Origin of the sequence: Aureimonas sp. N4, assembly GCF_001463925.1 — a bacterium.
Taxonomy (GTDB): Bacteria; Pseudomonadota; Alphaproteobacteria; order Rhizobiales; family Rhizobiaceae; genus Aureimonas; species Aureimonas ureilytica_A.
The window spans coordinates 20969-38076 of record NZ_BBWS01000055.1; the positions used below are offsets into that span (position 1 = coordinate 20969).

Consider the following 17108-nt stretch of genomic DNA (forward strand, 5'->3'; position numbering starts at 1 on the left):
CTGCGCTTCTCCTGCACGAGCAAAGCTGGTTTATTCAGCAGGCAACACTTCCTCCCAGATCGTTGCACGTTTCGAGCCCGCTCCGTCCTCCCCGGAGCGGGCTTTTTCTTTAGGTCTTCCGGCGCCATTTCCCGCTGGGGCGCAGCCGGCGAAACAGCCCGCGCTTGCTGAACGGTTCGAACATCTCGTCTGGTCCTTCGGGGTCGAGCACCTCGTTGTCGGCCAGCCATTCTTCGATCGACGTCAGTTCCGGCGGCTCGTAGGGGCGCAGAGACTTGCCGGAATCACGTAACGCTTCGATGGCGGCGATCAGCGAACCGGTTCGCTCGATCTCGGCCGTGACTTCGCTCTGCGGTCTGTTCAGATGCTCGGCCAGAAGATCGTCCCGCAGCGCCCGGATCGTTGAGGCCTTATCGAAATTGCCCGGAAGCGCGGTATCGACCGTCACGTCGCATTCCGTGTCGAGGCGCATGGAGCGATTGTTGAGGTTGGACGAACCGACGCGCAGGATGCGGTCATCCACGATCAGGATTTTGGCGTGCACATAGATCGGGTCGCCGCCCTCGGTGAAGGGGTGGTAGATGCGAAACCGTCCATGCCGGTCATGCCGGCGTAGCACCTCGTGCAATCGCGCGCGCGCCGTATCCATCGCCAGCGGTTCCAGCCAGCCTTGCGCGGACAGTGGATTGATCAGGACGATCTCGGGGCCGTCCTCCTCATCCAGGCGTTTGGCGATGGCCTCCGCGATCCGCCGCGAGGCGAAATACTGGCTCTCGGCATAGATCACCCGCCGCGCGGTGGCGATCTGTTCGAGATAGAGGTTTTCGATTTCGAGGATCGGGCCGTGCGACGGATTGGGCGGGCTCGACCGTGATACCGCCATTCTCACATTCTCGAAATGGGGAACCAAGCGCTCCGGCCAGGGATCGTAGACCCGGCCCAGCGGCTCCATCGGGCGTCCTCCGGCATCATGCCAACGATCGCGCGCGACCTGCGCGAGGGCGAGGGCCATCGGCCCGTCCACGGCCGTCGTCGCATCGTGCCATGGCTTGTGCGGTTTGCCGCTGACCAACAGACGGCGCGGGTCGTGGTGGATATGGGCCCGCGTGTCCCAGCGTTCCTCGGTCATGTCGATGCCGCCGCAGAAGGCGAGGCTTTCGTCGATGACGACGATCTTTTGATGGTGGGAGGCGCCGGGCGGGTGCACGCTGTCGAGCTTGGTGTGAATGCGGTGATGGGCCATCCACTTGAACACGGTCAGCATGGTCGAGCCGCGCGTCAGCGTCTTCAGAGCGCCGAGGTCCCAGCGCAGAAGGAAGACTTCCAACGCCGGGTTCTGCTCGACCAGCCAATAGATGAAATCGCCGATCTTTTCAGGTGCCCGATCCCCGGCGGATCGGCCGAGGCGAATGCGGGCGTCGAAGTCCCAGCCGATCAGCACGATGCGCCGCTTGGCCCGCAACATGGCCGCGCGCGCATGGGCGAAATAATCATCCGCATCGATGATCAGCGCGGCGCGATGGGCTTCGGCGACGCAGAGGCAGTTTTCGAGGGGTCGAAAGGGCGAAACCTCGGCCTCTCTTGAAAGGGCCGGGGGCGAGGCAGGCGTTTCCGGGGCTCGACCGTGCATGGCGTCCTTCGATGCTTCCAGGCTTTGGGGATCATAGGCTCCCCGATGTGCAGTCCTATGACGCTCAGGCGCCTAACGGGTTCGTGAGAACATGCGTCACGTTGTCGTTCGGGCAAGCGGTGAAGGCCTCTACCGACGGGGTTTGAAGAAATCACGCCTGCGTGAACTCATATAATTTCCATCCAGGGGCTGACGATTGGGAAAAGCTCACCATTCTTTTGCTGCATGGCAGCATCAAAGGCGGTTGACCCCGCATCTCGACGGGCTTGAGTTCCGCCCGGCTTTGACAAACCGACAGCGCTCGACCCGGACGCTTTGATGATCGCTGAGTGGCAGCGATTTCGCGTTGCGGTCCGGAGCGAAACCGAACGAGGCCTCCTTGCAGAAGCTCTTCGCCGCGATCGCAACGCTTTGCCTGTTTTATGCGACACTCGGCTTCCCATCGACGGCACGGGCCCAAATCCCCGCTATTCCCGGACTCACGACGGCCGCAGCGTCCAAATCGGAAACCGCCGCCAGCGCGGAGACGAACCCGCAGGCCGATCGTGAAGCCCTCCAGAGGGTGATCGGCCTCCTGTCCGACGATACGAGGCGGGCCGCACTTCTGAACGAATTGCGGTCGGTGGAAAGTGCGTTGGGCACCAACTCTTCCGGCACGGCCGACGCTGGCAAGGCGACCGGCGCGCCCGCCGAGGCGCCGGCGAAGGACGAGGCCGCGCCGATCATCGGCGACAAGGGCTTGATCGGCGCGATCTCCTCCAGCCTCGCGGAAAGCGGGCAGGGCATGGAAGCCACCAGCCTCGGCGCTCCCGTGGAAGAAAAGCTCGGTCGCGCCGTGGATGAGCTTCAGGCGCGCATCGACAGCTCGCTGGGTGGGCAGGCCACGATCGACTTCCTTCAATGGGCTCTGCCGGGCGGTGCCGTGGTCATCGGCCTTGTTCTCATCCTGTTCCGCAACAGCTGGCTGCGACGCCATCGCGAGTTGCAACAACGGCCGGGGGGCACGGCCTTCCAGATTGCGCGCGCCATTGCCAAATGCGTTCCGTTCGGCCTCATTCCACTGTTTCTAGTGGTGGCTGCGGCCTCTGGCTGGGCGGCTGCCTTCGCGCCCTCCTGGCAAGACGGGCGTTTGTTCCTGGCGCTTTTCTCGCCGCTCTTCGCCGCGCTCGCGACGCGCCAGATTCTCTACTATCTCCTGATGGCGCTGGGGCCTTCTCGGGGTTGGCGTCTCGTCGGCTATGCGCAGCGGCGGCTTTTGGGTTGGGTCGGCCTTCTCGCGGCCCTGGCGGCGACGGCGGGCGTGCTGCGCGAGTTCTCGCTGCGGGTGGTCGTGGGCTTCGACGTGGCAGACGTCGCCTCGCTGCTGATCGACCTCGGCCTCGCCGTGCTGACGGCGGCCTTCATCCTGCGCCATCGCCTGACAGTGCGTAGCCTTCTGATCCGAGGCCACCGCGACCGGGAGGGGCAGGACCATTCATCCGGCATCTTCTCGTCGGCCTTCCACGCGCTCGCCGGCTCCTGGCATCTGGTTGCCTTGGCCTTCGTCGTGGCCAATGTCGTCGCGCGCCTCACCGGCACGGGCAATGGCCAATTCATTCTCGAAAGCTCGGGCGCGCTTCTCTACATCTTCGGCGGCCTTGCCCTGCTGGCGGTCGCCAATGCCGGCTTCAAGCGCATGGCGGACAGCATAGGCCGTGGGCGTGTGACGCTGCGCAGTGCCATCATGCTGCGCTATCTCGATATTTTCCACCTCCTCTTCCAGATCGCCGTCGCGGCCTTCGTTCTGGTGCAGGCCGTCGATGTCTGGGGGTTCGATCTCGCCGGCTGGCTCGGCTCGGAGCGGGGGCAGCGTTTCCTGCGCCCGGCCTTGTCGCTGATCCTGGTGCCGGCCGTGATCTATGCGATCTGGACGACGATCGACACGGCCGTCACGCATTCGCTTCAGCCGACCGACAGCCGAGGCCGAACGCGCAACCGCTCGGGCCGCATTCGCACGCTTCTGCCTCTCCTGCGCAATCTCGTCTTCGTCGTGCTGTCGGTCGTCACGGTGATCGCCATGCTCGCCAATATCGGTGTGGACGTCACGCCGCTTCTGGCCGGCGCGGGCGTTATCGGCTTGGCCTTCTCTTTCGGCGCGCAGCAGCTCGTGCAGGATGTCATCACCGGCTTCTTCATCATCTTCGAGGACACGATCGCGGTGGGCGATGTCATCTCGACGGGAGATCGGACGGGCACGGTCGAGGGCCTGACGATTCGCACCGTGCGTATCCGCGACGGAAACGGGGCGCTTCATTCCGTGCCCTTCAGCCAGATCAAGGCCTTGCAGAACAATTCGCGCGGCTTCGGCATCTTTCCGCTCAACGTCTCCATCGCCTTCGGCGCAGACGTGGACCGGACCATGGAGATCATGCAGGAGGTCGGCCGCGATCTCCTGACGGACGCGACCTATGGGGATATGATGCTGGCGCCGATCGAGATATGGGGCGTGGACGGGTTCACGCGTGAGGGCGTGGTGATCAAGGGCGCGATCCGCTGCAAGCCGCTCCAGCAATGGGGGGTCGGACGCGAGTTCAATAGACGGCTGAAGCGCCGACTGGATGACGAGCATATCCGCTTCTTCGCCGCCGAACAGCGCATTGCCGTTCACGACGATCAATCGCTCCGCGTCGTCGCCAACTGACCGAGAGCGCCGTCAGGCGGATTCGCGAAGCACCATCTGCGAGGGGAGGAGCACATGCTCCTCTTCCGCAGCGTCCAGGTCAGGATCGCCTTCCCGCTCGGCGGCGATCTTGCGCAGGAGGATGGCCATGGCTCGCCCGCCGATCTCGCTATAGTTCTGCGCCACCGTGGTCAGCGGCGGACTGGCGAAGCGCGAGAGCGGATGATCGTCATGCCCGGCGATCCGCAACGCGCTGTCGCCCTCGTGCCCGACCTTCACTCCGGCCTTCCAAGCGGCGGATAGCGCTCCGAAGGCGACGCGATCATTGGCGCAGAGGAGGGTCGAAGTCGGAAACCCGTCCTCGCGCAGGATGCGCGACACCTCGTCAAAGCCGAAGCTTTCGAAATCCCAAGTCAGCTCGGCGCTGATCGGCACGACATGAGGCTGGAGCCCCAACCGATCCATGGCTTCGATATAGGCGAGGCGGCGGTTGGAGGCGTTGCTGTTGACCTCCGGCATACCGAGAAAGCAGGGCGGGGTACCGGAGCGGCAGAGATAATCCACCATGATCTGAAACGAGCGACGATTGTCGGTCCCGACGAAGGCCGTACCCTCATCCAGCGGCAAGTCCACATAGATGAGCGGGATCGCGGCGGAGAAGCGCTCCAGCGCCGCCGCGCGGGAATGAAGCCCCAGCGGCGCGACCACGGCCCCCGCGACGTTCATCGACGTCAGCGTTTCCAGAGCGCGCTCTTCCAGTTCCGGGTCGCCGTCCGACGAGAGGACGAAGGTGAGGTAGCCTTCCTCGCGCGCGATCGCTTCCACGCGCCGGGTCAGGGCATTGTAGAAGGGGTCGGCCGATGTCGGAATGAGCATTCCGATGATATTGGAGCGGCGACGATTCAGGTTGACCGCGAACATATTCGGCCGAAATCCGGATTCGCGGATGGCCGCTTCAATCATCTCGCGCGTCTTGCGGCGAACCGAATTGGGGTCGTTGAAATATTTGGAGACGGTCGGACGTGACAGGCCGACGAATACGGAAAAATCCTCCATCGTCCTGACCGGCCTGTCCATTCCTCTGTCCTTTCTCACCGGTGCTCTCGGCTCCGGTCCATGCCCATAGGCCTCCCGTCTCGATCCACACAGACGCGCCGTCTCCGTCAAGACGCGATCAATCAGCCTGCCGCGAACTGAACCTTCATGGTGGCTGCGGATGCGCCGCCTTTCTCGAAAAAAGGCAGCATCTCGGCCATGGGCAAGCGGTGCGAAACGAGCCGCGCCATGGTTCCGTCATCGGCTTGGAGAAGCGTCAAGGCGTCTTGGATCTGGCCGTTCAGCGAATGCGAGCCGCAGAGGCGGAGTTGCCGTCGGAATATTTCGAAGGGCGAGATGGCGATGCGCGCCTCCGGCGCACAGACGCCGAAGAACAGGACGGTCCCGCCATCGCTCGCATAATCGATCAGGCTCTCGGCAACGCCCGCGACGCCGGTCGCATCCGCCACGAAATCGAAGCCCTGCCGTTGTCCTTTCAGCTGATCCGAGCCGGAAGGCAGGGCGCCGAGGCCGAGACTGTCCGCAAAGGCGAGACGGGATTCGTTGAGATCGGCCACCGACACCGATTCGACGCCGCGTGCCTTCAGCGCAAGCGCGAGCAGAAGGCCGATCGGGCCGGCACCGACGACGAGGGCCTTCTCCGGGCGTCGCGGATCGCTGTCGAATCCGGATGCGCCCAATCCATTGAGGACGCAGGCAAGCGGCTCGGCCAAGGCGGCCCGATCGAACGGAAGCGAGCCGATTGGGTGCAGATGCTTGGCTCTTACGACGCTGAATTCGGCAAAGCCGCCGTCATGCGTGACGCCATAGGCCTTCAGATCGGTGCAGAGATTGGTGAGACCCCGCCGGCAAGCCCGGCAGGTGCCGCAAGGAATATTCGGATCGACGGCTACCCGGTCGCCTACCAACACGCTGGTCACGTCGTCGGCTACCGCTTCCACGATCCCGGCATATTCATGCCCCGGCACGACAGGAAAGGCGCTCGAACCGTAACGACCATGGAGCACGTCGATGTCGGTATGGCAGAGGCCGGATGCCATGACGCGGATCAGCGCATGGCCGGGCTGGAGTTCGGGCTCCGCCAAGTCGGCGAAACGCGCCTCGCCTTTGCCGACGAAATGAATGGCCTTCATGGGATCGACCTTGGGAACGCTTTGAGAGGAGGCGTGCCGACGCGCATGTGCCGGCACACCGCGAGCTTCAGCTCATCCAGTTGCCGCCGTCGACATTATAGGTCTGGGCGAGGATATAGTCGCTGTCGGCCGAAGCCAGGAACACGGCGAGGCCTTTGATGTCGTCGGGCGTTGCGAAGCGGCCGATGGGCACCGACTTGGCGACCTGCGCCTTTTTCTCGCCGGGCGCGAGCCCTTCCCACTTGGCGAACTCCGCATCCACCACTTCCCAATGCTCGCCATCCACCACACCGGGCGCGATCGCGTTCACATTGATCCCGTGCTTCACGAGAGCCAGCGCTGCGGATTGCGTGGCGGAGATGACCGCGGCCTTGGAGGCGCAGTAGAGCGTCACCAGCGCTTCGCCGCGCCGTCCCGCCTGGCTCGCCATATTGATGATCTTGCCGCCGCGACCGCGCTGGATCATGACGTTGGAGACCGCCTTCATCATGAAGAGTGGTCCCTTCAGATTGATGTCGAAGACGCGCTCGTAGCTCTCTTCGGTGATGGCGTTGATTGGCGCCATGTCGAAGATCGCGGCGTTGTTCACCAGAATGTCGATGCCGCCGAACTCGGCATCGACTTCGGCGACGAGTTTTTCGATCTCCTCGACCTTGGTGACATCCAGCGCCTTGGCCGTTGCGGCCGGGCCGATTCCGGCGGCCGCCGTGCGGGCCCGCTCGATATTGATATCGGCGATGATGACCTTTGCACCTTCCTTGACGAAGGCTTCGGCAAAGCCGAGGCCGATGCCACGCGCGCCACCGGTGATGAGGGCGATCTTGTTCTGAAGTCTCATGAAATATTCCCTGGGAGAAGGGCTTGGGGAGGGGTCAGCGGACGGCCTTGGAAATCGATCCGGCCAGCGCATGGCGATGGAGCCGGGGCAGGGCATGGCCATTGCCGTCGAAGAGATGAGCCGCGTTCGGGTCGAAGCTGAGCTGCACGGTCTCGTGAAGACGCGCCGTGCTGTCACCGCCCGCTTCCGCGATGATCAGGTCGCCATTGCCGGCCTGGATGTAAAGATAGGTCTGGCCGCCGAGCCGTTCGATCACGACGATCTCGCCGGGCAGCATGGCTTGCCCACCGGGAGAAAGATGCTCCGGCCGGATGCCGAGCTGGAGCTTCTCGCCGGGCCTCGCCCCTTCGCCGAAGACGGGCACCTGCAGCGTCGCGCCTGAGAGAAGGCGCACAGTGACGCCCTCCGGCCCGGTGCTCACGACCTCGCAGTCGAGGAAATTCATCTTCGGGGAGCCGATGAAGCCCGCGACGAAACGGTTGACCGGGTGATGATAAAGCTCCAGCGGGGTGCCCACCTGCTCGATCCGCCCGTCGCGCAAGACGACGATCTTGTCGGCCAGGGTCATGGCCTCGACCTGATCGTGCGTGACATAGATCATGGTCGCATTCAGTCGCTCGTGCAGGCGCGACAGCTCGATGCGCATCTGAACACGCAGCGCCGCATCGAGGTTGGAGAGCGGCTCGTCGAACAGAAAGACCTTGGGCTCTCGCACCATGGCGCGGCCGATGGCGACGCGCTGACGCTGGCCGCCGGACAGCGCCTTGGGCTTGCGGTCCAGATAGGGATCCAGCTGAAGAAGGCGGGCGACGTCCTGAACCTTGCGGTCCTGCTCGGCCTTGGGAACCTTAGCGAGCTTCAGCGCGAAGGCCATGTTCTCGCGAACGCTCATATGCGGATACAGAGCGTAGGTCTGGAACACCATCGCCAGGCCGCGCTCGTCGGGCGGGATGTCGTTGGCACGCTTGCCGTCGATGTCGAGATCGCCTTCGGTGATCTCTTCCAGCCCTGCGATCATGCGCAGAAGCGTGGACTTTCCGCAGCCGGACGGCCCGACGAAGACGACGAATTCGCGGTCTGCGATGTCGAGGTTCACGCCCTTGATGACGTCCACCGCCGCGAAGGACTTCTTGACGTTCCGAAGGTGCAAAGTGGCCATGGGGAACTTCCTTACTTGACGGCGCCGAAGGTGAGGCCGCGCACGAGCTGGCGCTGCGTCATCCAGCCGAAGACGAGAATGGGGGCGACGGCGAGGGCGGAGGCCGCCGAAAGCTTCGCCCAGAAGAGGCCCTCGGGCGAGGAGAAGGAGGCGATGAAAGCCGTCAGCGGAGCGGCGTTCGAGGCCGTCAGGTTGAGGCTCCAGAAGGCTTCGTTCCAGCAGAGGATGGTGGAGAGAAGCGCCGTGGACGCGATGCCGGGCAGGGTTAGCGGCAGGAGGAGATGGCGCATCTGATCCTTAAACTTGGCGCCATCCATGCGCCCCGCCTCCAGGATCTCGTGCGGCACTTCCTTGAAGAAGGAATAGAGCATCCAGACCACGATCGGCAGGTTCGACAGGGTGAAGACGATGATGAGGCCGAGCCGGGAGTCGAGAAGGCCCGTATCGCGGAACAGGAGATAGATCGGGACAAGCACGCCGACCGCCGGGAGCATCTTGGTGGACAGCATCCAGAGAAGCAGGTTCTTCGTCTTCGGGCCGGGGTAGAAGGCGGCCGCATAGGCGGCGGGAACGGCGATGGCGAGCGAGACGATCGTCGCGCCGATGCTTTCGATCACGCTGTTCAGGGCATAGCGCATGTAGTCGGCGCGCTGGTTCACAGCGGCGAAATTCTCCAGCGTCGGCTCGAAGAAGAATTTCGGCGGCGTCGCCACGGCGTCGATCTCGGTCTTGAAGGCGGCGAGCGCCATCCAGAAGATCGGGAAGAACATCAGCAGCGCCGCTGCCCAGCCGATCACGCCGGCCCAGAATGTCGCGCGGCTCGCACGTCGTTTGGCCATGGATCGCGCTCCTAGTTTTCGAGGTTGCGGGCGACGGTGCGGATCAGCACCGCGGCGACGACATTGGCGAGAAGGATGGCGACCACGCCGCCGGCGGAGGCTCCGCCGATGTCCCACTGAAGAAGGGCCTTCAGGTAGATGAAATAGGTGAGGGTGGTGGTCGCGGAGCCCGGGCCGCCCGATGTCGTGACCTGAATTTCGGCGAAGACCGACAGAAGGAAGATCGTCTCGATCATCACCACGACGGAGATCGGCCGCAGGAGATGAGGCAGGATGATATGGCGGAACATCACCAGCCCGCGCGCGCCGTCGAGCCTTGCCGCCTCCATCTGCTCGCGGTCGAGCGACTGCATCGCCGTCATCAGGATGAGCGTGGCGAAGGGAACCCATTGCCATGCCACGATCATGATCAGCGACAGCATCGGATATTGGACGAACCAGTCGATGGGCGTCAGCCCGACGCTGCGAAAGATCGCGGCGAAGAAACCGTTCACGGGGTGCATCAGGAGGTTCTTCCAGATCAGCGCGGCGACGGTCGGCATGACGAAGAAGGGCGCGATGACCAGCAGGCGCGCGATGCCGCGTCCCTTGAAGTCCTGATCGAAGACGACGGCCAGCAGCGTCCCGAAGACGATGGTCAGCGCCAGAACCGAGCCGGTCATGATCAGCGTATTGGCGATCGCGTTCCAGAGCCCGGCGCTCTTCAGGAGAAAGCGATAGTTCGAAATACCCGCAAAACCCGTCAGGAACGGGTTCAGAAGATTATAATGCTGGAACGAGAACCACAGCGTCATCGCCAGTGGGACAATCATCCAGGCGAGAAGAAGGACGACCGACGGCGCGAGAAGTGGCCCGGTTCGAACGGCGCGTCTGGATCGACCAGCGGCAGCGACGGCGCTCATGATCGGTTCTCCCTCGAAACGAAAGGCTTGGCCATCCGATCACCAACCCATGCGGGGGTCGCGGTCGACACGGCAGTGGTCGAACGCAGCTCGGACATCCGGGGCGAGCCCGGAGTTCAACGAACAGCCTCGACAAAGGCGGGTAAGGGTCATGGAGGGCCGGCCTCGAAAGGCCGGCCCGATCCGCTTATTTCGGGTAGCCGGCCTGTTCCATCATGGCTTCGACCTGACCCTGAGCGCCATCGAGAGCGGCGTCCACCGACTGCTGACCGGCGACCGCCGAAGAGACGGCCTGACCGACGAGCGTGCCGATGGCCTGAAATTCGGGGATCGCGACGAACTGGATGCCCGTATAGGGAACCGGGTTCAGCGTCGGCTTGGTCGGATCGGCGGACTCGATCGCCTTGATCACGGTCGCGGCGAAGGGGGCGGCCTTCTGGTAGTTCGGGTTGTCATAGGTCGACTGGCGCGTGCCGGGCGGCAGGGCCACCCAGCCCTCTTTCTCGCCGACGAGCTTGATGTAGTCCTTCGACGTCGCCCATTTCACGAAGGATTTTGCCGTGTCGGCCTTCTTGGTCGATTTCGGGACGGCCAGATTCCAAGACCAAGCCCACGATGACCCGTTCGGCGTGACCTTCACAGGTGCCTTGGTGAAGGCGATCTTGTCCGCCACCTGGCTCTGCTTGGGGTCGTAGAGGCGGCCGGCGGCCGAGGTCGCATCGATCCACATAGCGCAATGGCCGGTGGCGAAGAGCGCCTGATTTTCGTTGAAGCCGTTGGACGTGATGCCGGGAGGACCATAATCGGCCATGGCCTTCACATACCAGCCGATCGCATCCTTCCAGGGCTGGGAGGAAATCTGCGGCTTCCACTCCATGTTGAACCACTCGCCACCATAGGTATTCACGAGTGTACCGAGATAGGCCATGTTCTCGCCCCAGCCCGGCTTTCCGCGCAGGCAGAGACCATAGACGCCCTTCGACTTGTCGGTGACCTTGGCCGCGTATTCCGCGATCTGATCGTAGGTCGGAGCCTCCGGCATCTTGATGCCGGCCGCATCGAAGAGGTCCTTGCGGTACATGGTGAAGGAGCTTTCTGCGTAGAACGGCACGGCGAAAAGCTTGCCGTCCACGGTCAGACCCGCCTTAACCGGGGCGATCAGATCGGCATAGTCATAGTCGCTGCCGAGATCGTCCAGAGCCGTCAGCCAGCCGGCCTTGCCCCAGATCGGGGTTTCGTAGCCGCCGATCGTCATGATGTCGAACTGGCCGCTGCCGGTCGCGATGTCTGTGGTAACGCGCTGGCGCAGGACGTTTTCTTCGAGCACGACCCAGTTGATCTTGTTGCCCGTTGCCTTCTCCCATTCGGGCGAGAGCTTCTGCATGACGATCATATCGGCATTGTTGACCGTGGCGATCGTGATGTCTTCCGCCGAAGCGAGGCTCGCCGAAAAGCCGAGCGCCGCCATCGAACACGCCGTCAACAACGCAGTCCGCTTGATCCGCATAGTGTTCCTCCTCCTACGATGCGTTGCGCGAAACTATGCACGCGTAAAAGAATGTGTCAAATCCGTAACCCATATCGTTTGTGCGAAAACCAATAATTCCTCGCCGCACTGCAAACTTCGCTCTGCTGCAGTGCGTTCGCCGCGACGGTGCATGGAAGCCACGAGGCCAATCAGCCGACAGGCTTTTCGCGCGTAAACTTTGATTGACAGTTGAACAGGGCTTCGACAGTCTGTGCGAAGCCCCGAACGAGCATGACTGGGACTGAGACGCGAACATGTTCCAGGAGTGCGCGGGGGGCCGAGAGGGAGATGACATGACGATTCGCACGGCGCGGGGTCTCGCCCCCGAAGCCCTCGGGCCGACGGTGACGATCGGGGAAATCCTGGTGGAGATCATGGCGGAAACGCCCGGCGTCGGCTTTCTGGAGCCGCAGCTTCTGACGGGCCCTTACCCAAGCGGCGCGCCGGCCATCTTTATCGATCAGGTGGCGCGCCTCGGCGGTGCGGCCGGCATTGTAGGCTGCGTGGGCCATGACGATTTCGGACGGTTGAACATTGAGCGCTTGCAGCGCGACGGTGCGGATGTTTCCGCCATCTCGATCCACCCCGAGCTTCCCACGGGCAGCGCCTTCGTGCGCTATCGCCCGGACGGTGCGCGCGATTTCGTTTTCAATCTGACGCGCTCGGCTGCGGGACAGATCAGCTTGGACGATGCCGCGAAGGCGCTTCTGGATCGGGTAGGGCATCTTCACGTCATGGGCTCGGCCCTGTCGATTCCCGGCGCCTGGGACTTGATCCGCTACGGACTGGATCGGATCGCGGAGTGCGGCGGCTCGGTGTCGCTCGATCCCAATGCCCGCAAGGAGTTGCTATCGGGCGACGAGGCGGCCGGGCAATTTGCCGCAATCCTGGCTGAGGCAGACCTCTTGCTCCCCTCGGGGGACGAACTGTTCGCTGCCGCTGGTTGCGAGGGCGAGGACGCGGCTCTCGCAGCTCTTTTCGCCCAAGGCGTCTCGGAGGTCGCGCTGAAGCGTGGGAACAAGGGTGCGACGGTTTTCCGCCATACGGGCGAGCGGACGGATGGCGCGGCTTTCCAAGTCGAAGAGATCGATCCGACGGGCGCCGGCGATTGTTTCGGGGCGGCCTATCTCACATGCCGGCGCATGGGATTTCCGCCGGACCGCGCCCTTCTCTACGCGAATGCCGCCGGCGCGCGGAACGTGACCCGAAAAGGCCCGATGGAAGGCGCGGGCAGCTTCGATGAACTCGACACCTTTATCGCCAACACATCGAGGGCCTGACATGTCGTCTTTTCTCACTGGTCTCGCGGGCGACCTACGCGCCGGCCATCCGCGCGGCGTGACATCCGTTTGCTCGTCGCATCCGATCGTCATCCGCGCCGCCTTGCGCCGCGCTGTGCTGGATGAAAGTGAAGTCCTGATCGAGGCGACCTGCAATCAGGTCAACCAGTTTGGCGGCTATACCGGGATGCAACCGGCCGACTTCGTGCGATTCGTTCTGCAGATCGCTGATGAGGAAGGGTTGGCGCCGGCGCGGATCGTGTTCGGCGGCGATCATCTCGGGCCCAATCCCTGGAAGGGGGATGCGCCAGAGGCCGCGATGGAGAAAGCGGAGGCGATGGTCGAAGCCTATGTCGCCGCCGGCTTCCGAAAGATTCATCTGGACGCATCCATGGGCTGCCTCGGCGAGCCGGTGGCGTTGGACGACGAGACGACGGCGGGCCGCGCTGCGCGTCTGGCCAGCCGGGCGGACGCTGTGGCCCGAGAGAAGGGCCTGCCACTTCCGCTCTATATCATCGGGACGGAAGTGCCTGTGCCCGGCGGAGCCGACCACGCTCTCAGCGATCTTCAGCCCACCGCGCCAGAAGCGGCGCGGCATACGATCGAGGTTCATCGCCGAATTTTTGCAGAGCGCGGGTTGGACGGCGTTTTCGAGCGAGTCCTGGGCGTCGTGGTTCAGCCGGGTGTGGAGTTCGGCAGCGAGAACGTCATTCCCTATCAGCCCGAAAAGGCGACCTTGTTGAATGCTGTCCTGGAAGAGGAGCCCAAGCTCGTCTTCGAAGCGCACTCCACCGACTATCAGTCGCAGGCCGCACTGACGGCTCTGGTGCGGGACGGCTATGCGATCTTGAAGGTCGGGCCGGGTCTCACCTTCGCCCTGCGCGAGGCCTTGTACGGGCTGGATCTGGTGGCGAGCGAGTTGGAGCCGACCTACGGCGACCGGCCGCTGCGCGCCGCCATGGAGCATATCATGCTGCGCGAGCCCAAGGATTGGAAGGGGCACTATCACGGCACGGATGCCGAGCAAGCGCTGCAGCGCCATTACAGCTATAGCGACCGCATTCGCTATTACTGGAATCGCCCGGAGGCGGAAGCCGCCGTCGCTCGCTTGCGCGATGCGCTGGACGGGCGCGTGATCCCCGAGACGCTGATGCGTCAGTTCCTGCCTTTCTTGGATGTTGGGCTCGGGCGGGCCGGAAGCGTGGACAACATTCTTATTGCGTCCGTCGATCGCGAGCTCGCCACATACGCCGCAGCCTGCCAGGCGTAAGCGCCGAAAAGGCTTGGAAACGAGGGGCGACACGGTTTGCCCTTCGCTTTCGACACTCGCGGCGAGTCATAGGCCGATAAATGAGTTCCGCTAAGGAGCCGCTCGCTACCGATGGCGAGCGTCGGTTCATGATCGGAGGGAGGATCGCCGCCGCAATCAAACGCATCGCCGGCGGGATCATCGTGTCGCCGCAAGGCTCGATAAAACCCGTGAGCCACTCGTACAGCTTAACTTATGCGGTGATTTGAATGGTGGGCGCGACAGGGATCGAACCTGTGACCCCCTCGGTGTGAACGAGGTGCTCTCCCGCTGAGCTACGCGCCCGCTCTTGCCGTTCGTTGTCGGCCAGCGGTGAGTGGTCGTATAGAAGCGAACGGCGCGGGCGTCAATCGGATCGATGCGTTTTTCAGCCTGCGTGCGCCAAGTCTCTGTTTTTACACCGCTTGAACGCGCAAGGCGCGAGGTTCGAAAAGCGAATCGATCAAATGCGGGGTCAGATCGGAGAAGCGCTCGATGGAGCAGGTCGCGCCCGAACGGGCCTCCGAGCCCGGATCGTAACCGAACAGCACGAGTATGGATGGCACGCCCGCCGCCCGCGCAGCGAGAATGTCCGTGTTGGTATCGCCAACCATGAGAGCGTTTGACGCCGAGCCACCCGCTTGTTCGATCGTGCCGAACAGATGAATCGGATCGGGCTTGCGCGCCGAGAACGTGTCGGCCCCACAGATCGTCGAGAAGCGCGACGCGAGTTCCATTTCTTCCAATAACCGCCGCGCCAGACGCTCGGTCTTGTTGGTGCAGATCGCAAGCGTCAGCCCGGCTTCGCTCAACCGATCCAGCATGGCGAGGCCACCGGGAAACAGCGCGGATTCCACTGCGATATGGGCTTCGTAATGTTGCAGAAAGCAGGCTGTCTGCTCGGCGAGTTCCTCGGCCCCAAGCGGGCGCTCCGCCAGCCGGTAGGCCTCACGCAGCATGGCCTGCGCTCCGTGACCGGCATGGGGACGCACGATCTCCAGAGGAAGCGGGGGGAGGCCGATACGGGACAGGCAATGATTGAGACTGCCCGCGAGGTCGGGCGCGGTGTCCACCAACGTTCCGTCGAGATCGAAGACGATGGTCCGCTGCGATGGTCCTCTGGTAGCCGCTTCGAACAAGTGGGCTTCGTGGGCCAAGGAACGATGGATCGGGAGGGCTGCGCTCATGATCGGACTTTGGCCTCAAAGCAGGGAGGGTCAAGCGGACAAGGCCCGAACGGGGCTCAACGAAGGATCAGGACGCCGTTCGGGTCTTTGCCTGACGCAGGCGAGCCACAGTCTGGCGCTCAGGCCATCAACAAACCGTTAGGGACGATCTGTCGGGATGACGGCTGCCGAGATCACCCTGAGCGTTTGGCGATGGCGGCGCGATATCGTAAAGCGACGGCTTAAAGGCGCGCTACGGAGGGACAGAGCAATGGATGCGGCAGCGATGAAAGACGAGGTCGCGCGTGCGGCGCTCGCCCATGTCGAGCCGGGTATGCGGCTTGGCATTGGTACGGGGTCAACCGCCGAGGCATTTATTCGCGCTCTGGCCGGCCGCGTGTCCGAAGGATTGCGGATCGTCGGTGTGCCGACCTCTGAGCGCAGCGCCAAACTGTGCGGCGAACTCGGCATTCCCTTGGCGACGCTGGAAGACCTGCCGGAACTCGATCTGACGATCGACGGGGCCGACGAGGTGGACGCGAGGCTTCGTCTGATCAAGGGCGGCGGCGGCGCGCTTCTGCGCGAGAAGATCGTGGCCGCGGCCTCGGCGCGGATGCTGGTGATCGCTGATGCGTCCAAGAAAGTCGAGCATCTCGGCGCCTTCCCGCTGCCGATCGAGGTGAACGGCTTCGGCGTCCTGGCCACGACGCTGGCGATCGAGAAGGCCGGCGCGATGCTGGGGCTTTCGGGCTCCATCCGCCTTCGCATGGTGGGCGACAAGCCCTTCATCACCGACGGCGGGCATCTCATCATCGACGCATCATTTGGCCTCATTCCCGATCCAGAAGCCCTGTCTGCTGCTTTGCACGCCATTCCGGGCGTGGTCGAGCATGGTCTCTTTCTCGGATTGACGTCCTCCGTGCTCCTCGCCGGGCCGGAAGGGGTCGAGCGGCTCGGCGCTGCGTGAGGCGCGCCGGTCGCATCGGGATATTCGGGGCTTGCGGCTCGAACCGGAGTTTGGCACGGGTGCGCCGATCAGGAATTGATGGAGTAGGAAGTCCGATGGTTTTCAGCCAAACGCTGCGTGGCGGTCTCTTCGCTGCAGTGACCCTCGTGGGTCTGGCGGTCTCGCCCGCTCTGGCGCAGGAGATTAGCCCGTCGCATCTCGCCGCCGCGCGTGAGGCTGTGGACGCGATCGACACGAGCGAGCAGTTCGATCAGATCCTTCTCAATGCCGCGACGCAGATCAAGGCGGAGCTGATCGTCAACAACCCGGATCTTCAATCGAAGATTTCCGAGATGGTCGATGACAGCGCGATCGCCCTTGCGCCCCGTCGCGCCGATCTGGAAAACGAGATCGCCCGCGTCTACGCCAAGATGTTCACCGAACAGGAGCTGCGCGAGATCTCGCAGTTCTACAATTCGGAAGCCGGGCGCAAGTTGATCAAGCAGGGTCCGCAGGCAACGCGCGAGATGATGGCGGCCGCCGATGTCTGGACCAACGGTATCGTTCGCGACCTGCGCGACAGTGCCATGAAGGGGATGCAGAAGCTCGCGCCTGCGACGGCGGCGGCTCCCGCAAAGTCGAAGTGACGGTCGCGAATCGTCCGCTATAAGGATTCATAAGGGC

At 63.5% G+C, this 17108-nt stretch carries 15 protein-coding genes and 1 tRNA gene; 6 read left to right on the forward strand and 10 right to left on the reverse strand.

From position 1 onward, the window contains the following. Positions 1–109: 109 nt before the first annotated feature. Positions 110–1630, reverse strand: a complete 1521-nt coding sequence (locus AUL28_RS18620; protein ID WP_062235593.1) for a phospholipase D-like domain-containing protein — start codon at positions 1628–1630, stop codon at positions 110–112. Between the two features lie 379 nt (positions 1631–2009). Between AUL28_RS18620 and AUL28_RS18625 the strand changes: the two genes are divergently transcribed. Continuing rightward, a complete protein-coding gene (locus AUL28_RS18625) occupies positions 2010–4310 on the forward strand; it encodes a mechanosensitive ion channel family protein (RefSeq protein ID WP_062235596.1) in 2301 nt (766 codons plus the stop codon). 12 nt (positions 4311–4322) lie between these two features. Here the strand turns inward: AUL28_RS18625 and AUL28_RS18630 are convergent, their stop codons facing one another. The 7 genes from AUL28_RS18630 to AUL28_RS18660 all read right to left on the reverse strand — a co-directional run bounded on the left by AUL28_RS18630 (position 4323) and on the right by AUL28_RS18660 (position 11684). Next, entirely contained in the window at positions 4323–5345 is a 1023-nt protein-coding gene (locus tag AUL28_RS18630) for a LacI family DNA-binding transcriptional regulator (RefSeq protein WP_062235599.1), read from the reverse strand. Between the two features lie 122 nt (positions 5346–5467). Continuing rightward, positions 5468–6478: a zinc-dependent alcohol dehydrogenase family protein gene (locus AUL28_RS18635; RefSeq protein ID WP_062235602.1), complete on the reverse strand. Its 1011-nt coding sequence runs from the start codon at positions 6476–6478 to the stop codon at positions 5468–5470. A gap of 67 nt (positions 6479–6545) precedes the next feature. Further along, positions 6546–7316, reverse strand: coding sequence for an L-iditol 2-dehydrogenase (locus tag AUL28_RS18640; RefSeq protein WP_058633692.1), 771 nt, complete (start codon positions 7314–7316; stop codon positions 6546–6548). Positions 7317–7350: 34 nt separating this feature from the next. Further along, complete coding sequence (locus AUL28_RS18645; protein WP_062235605.1) at positions 7351–8475, reverse strand: ABC transporter ATP-binding protein; 1125 nt, start codon at positions 8473–8475, stop codon at positions 7351–7353. Between the two features lie 11 nt (positions 8476–8486). After that, entirely contained in the window at positions 8487–9314 is an 828-nt protein-coding gene (locus tag AUL28_RS18650; RefSeq protein ID WP_062222335.1) for a carbohydrate ABC transporter permease, read from the reverse strand. An 11-nt stretch (positions 9315–9325) separates the two neighbouring features. Next, positions 9326–10216, reverse strand: a complete 891-nt coding sequence (locus tag AUL28_RS18655; protein ID WP_062235608.1) for a carbohydrate ABC transporter permease — start codon at positions 10214–10216, stop codon at positions 9326–9328. A 187-nt stretch (positions 10217–10403) separates the two neighbouring features. Continuing rightward, entirely contained in the window at positions 10404–11684 is a 1281-nt protein-coding gene (locus AUL28_RS18660; RefSeq protein WP_153005285.1) for an ABC transporter substrate-binding protein, read from the reverse strand. Between the two features lie 353 nt (positions 11685–12037). Here AUL28_RS18660 and AUL28_RS18665 point away from each other — a divergent pair, with 353 nt between their 5' ends. The 3 genes from AUL28_RS18665 (at position 12038) to AUL28_RS22815 (ending at position 14542) form a co-directional block, all read left to right on the forward strand. Beyond that, positions 12038–13024: a tagatose kinase gene (locus AUL28_RS18665; protein WP_062235614.1), complete on the forward strand. Its 987-nt coding sequence runs from the start codon at positions 12038–12040 to the stop codon at positions 13022–13024. Between the two features lies 1 nt (position 13025). Next, positions 13026–14294, forward strand: a complete 1269-nt coding sequence (locus tag AUL28_RS18670) for a D-tagatose-bisphosphate aldolase, class II, non-catalytic subunit (protein WP_062235616.1) — start codon at positions 13026–13028, stop codon at positions 14292–14294. Between the two features lie 80 nt (positions 14295–14374). Then, positions 14375–14542 carry a hypothetical protein gene (locus tag AUL28_RS22815; protein WP_156420074.1) on the forward strand — a complete coding sequence of 56 codons (168 nt, stop codon included), beginning with the start codon at positions 14375–14377 and terminating at the stop codon, positions 14540–14542. A gap of 1 nt (position 14543) precedes the next feature. On the opposite strand, the gene AUL28_RS18675 is transcribed toward AUL28_RS22815, so the two are convergent. Then, positions 14544–14618: transfer RNA gene (locus AUL28_RS18675), tRNA-Val, on the reverse strand. A gap of 110 nt (positions 14619–14728) precedes the next feature. Then, entirely contained in the window at positions 14729–15499 is a 771-nt protein-coding gene (locus AUL28_RS18680; RefSeq protein ID WP_082640574.1) for an HAD family hydrolase, read from the reverse strand. 250 nt (positions 15500–15749) lie between these two features. On the opposite strand from AUL28_RS18680, the gene rpiA reads away from it, so the two are divergent. Continuing rightward, the gene (gene rpiA / locus AUL28_RS18685) at positions 15750–16445 is read left to right on the forward strand and encodes a ribose-5-phosphate isomerase RpiA (protein WP_062235619.1); all 696 of its coding nucleotides are present in this window, start codon (positions 15750–15752) and stop codon (positions 16443–16445) included. A gap of 95 nt (positions 16446–16540) precedes the next feature. After that, complete coding sequence (locus tag AUL28_RS18690; protein ID WP_058599575.1) at positions 16541–17071, forward strand: DUF2059 domain-containing protein; 531 nt, start codon at positions 16541–16543, stop codon at positions 17069–17071. Positions 17072–17108: the final 37 nt, after the last annotated feature.

Bases quoted from the DNA above. Each gene is read 5' to 3' on its own strand.
- AUL28_RS18620 (WP_062235593.1), bottom strand. From the start codon at position 1,630: ATGCACGGTCGAGCCCCGGAAACGCCTGCCTCGCCCCCGGCCCTTTCA.
- AUL28_RS18680 (WP_082640574.1), bottom strand. From the start codon at position 15,499: ATGAGCGCAGCCCTCCCGATCCATCGTTCCTTGGCCCACGAAGCCCAC.
- AUL28_RS18660 (WP_153005285.1), bottom strand. From the start codon at position 11,684: ATGGCGGCGCTCGGCTTTTCGGCGAGCCTCGCTTCGGCGGAAGACATC.
- AUL28_RS18690 (WP_058599575.1), top strand. From the start codon at position 16,541: ATGGTTTTCAGCCAAACGCTGCGTGGCGGTCTCTTCGCTGCAGTGACC.
- AUL28_RS18650 (WP_062222335.1), bottom strand. From the start codon at position 9,314: ATGGCCAAACGACGTGCGAGCCGCGCGACATTCTGGGCCGGCGTGATC.
- AUL28_RS18640 (WP_058633692.1), bottom strand. From the start codon at position 7,316: ATGAGACTTCAGAACAAGATCGCCCTCATCACCGGTGGCGCGCGTGGC.
- AUL28_RS18670 (WP_062235616.1), top strand. From the start codon at position 13,026: ATGTCGTCTTTTCTCACTGGTCTCGCGGGCGACCTACGCGCCGGCCAT.
- AUL28_RS22815 (WP_156420074.1), top strand. From the start codon at position 14,375: ATGAGTTCCGCTAAGGAGCCGCTCGCTACCGATGGCGAGCGTCGGTTC.
- AUL28_RS18635 (WP_062235602.1), bottom strand. From the start codon at position 6,478: ATGAAGGCCATTCATTTCGTCGGCAAAGGCGAGGCGCGTTTCGCCGAC.
- AUL28_RS18665 (WP_062235614.1), top strand. From the start codon at position 12,038: ATGACGATTCGCACGGCGCGGGGTCTCGCCCCCGAAGCCCTCGGGCCG.
- AUL28_RS18645 (WP_062235605.1), bottom strand. From the start codon at position 8,475: ATGGCCACTTTGCACCTTCGGAACGTCAAGAAGTCCTTCGCGGCGGTG.
- AUL28_RS18655 (WP_062235608.1), bottom strand. From the start codon at position 10,216: ATGAGCGCCGTCGCTGCCGCTGGTCGATCCAGACGCGCCGTTCGAACC.
- AUL28_RS18630 (WP_062235599.1), bottom strand. From the start codon at position 5,345: ATGGAGGATTTTTCCGTATTCGTCGGCCTGTCACGTCCGACCGTCTCC.
- rpiA (WP_062235619.1), top strand. From the start codon at position 15,750: ATGGATGCGGCAGCGATGAAAGACGAGGTCGCGCGTGCGGCGCTCGCC.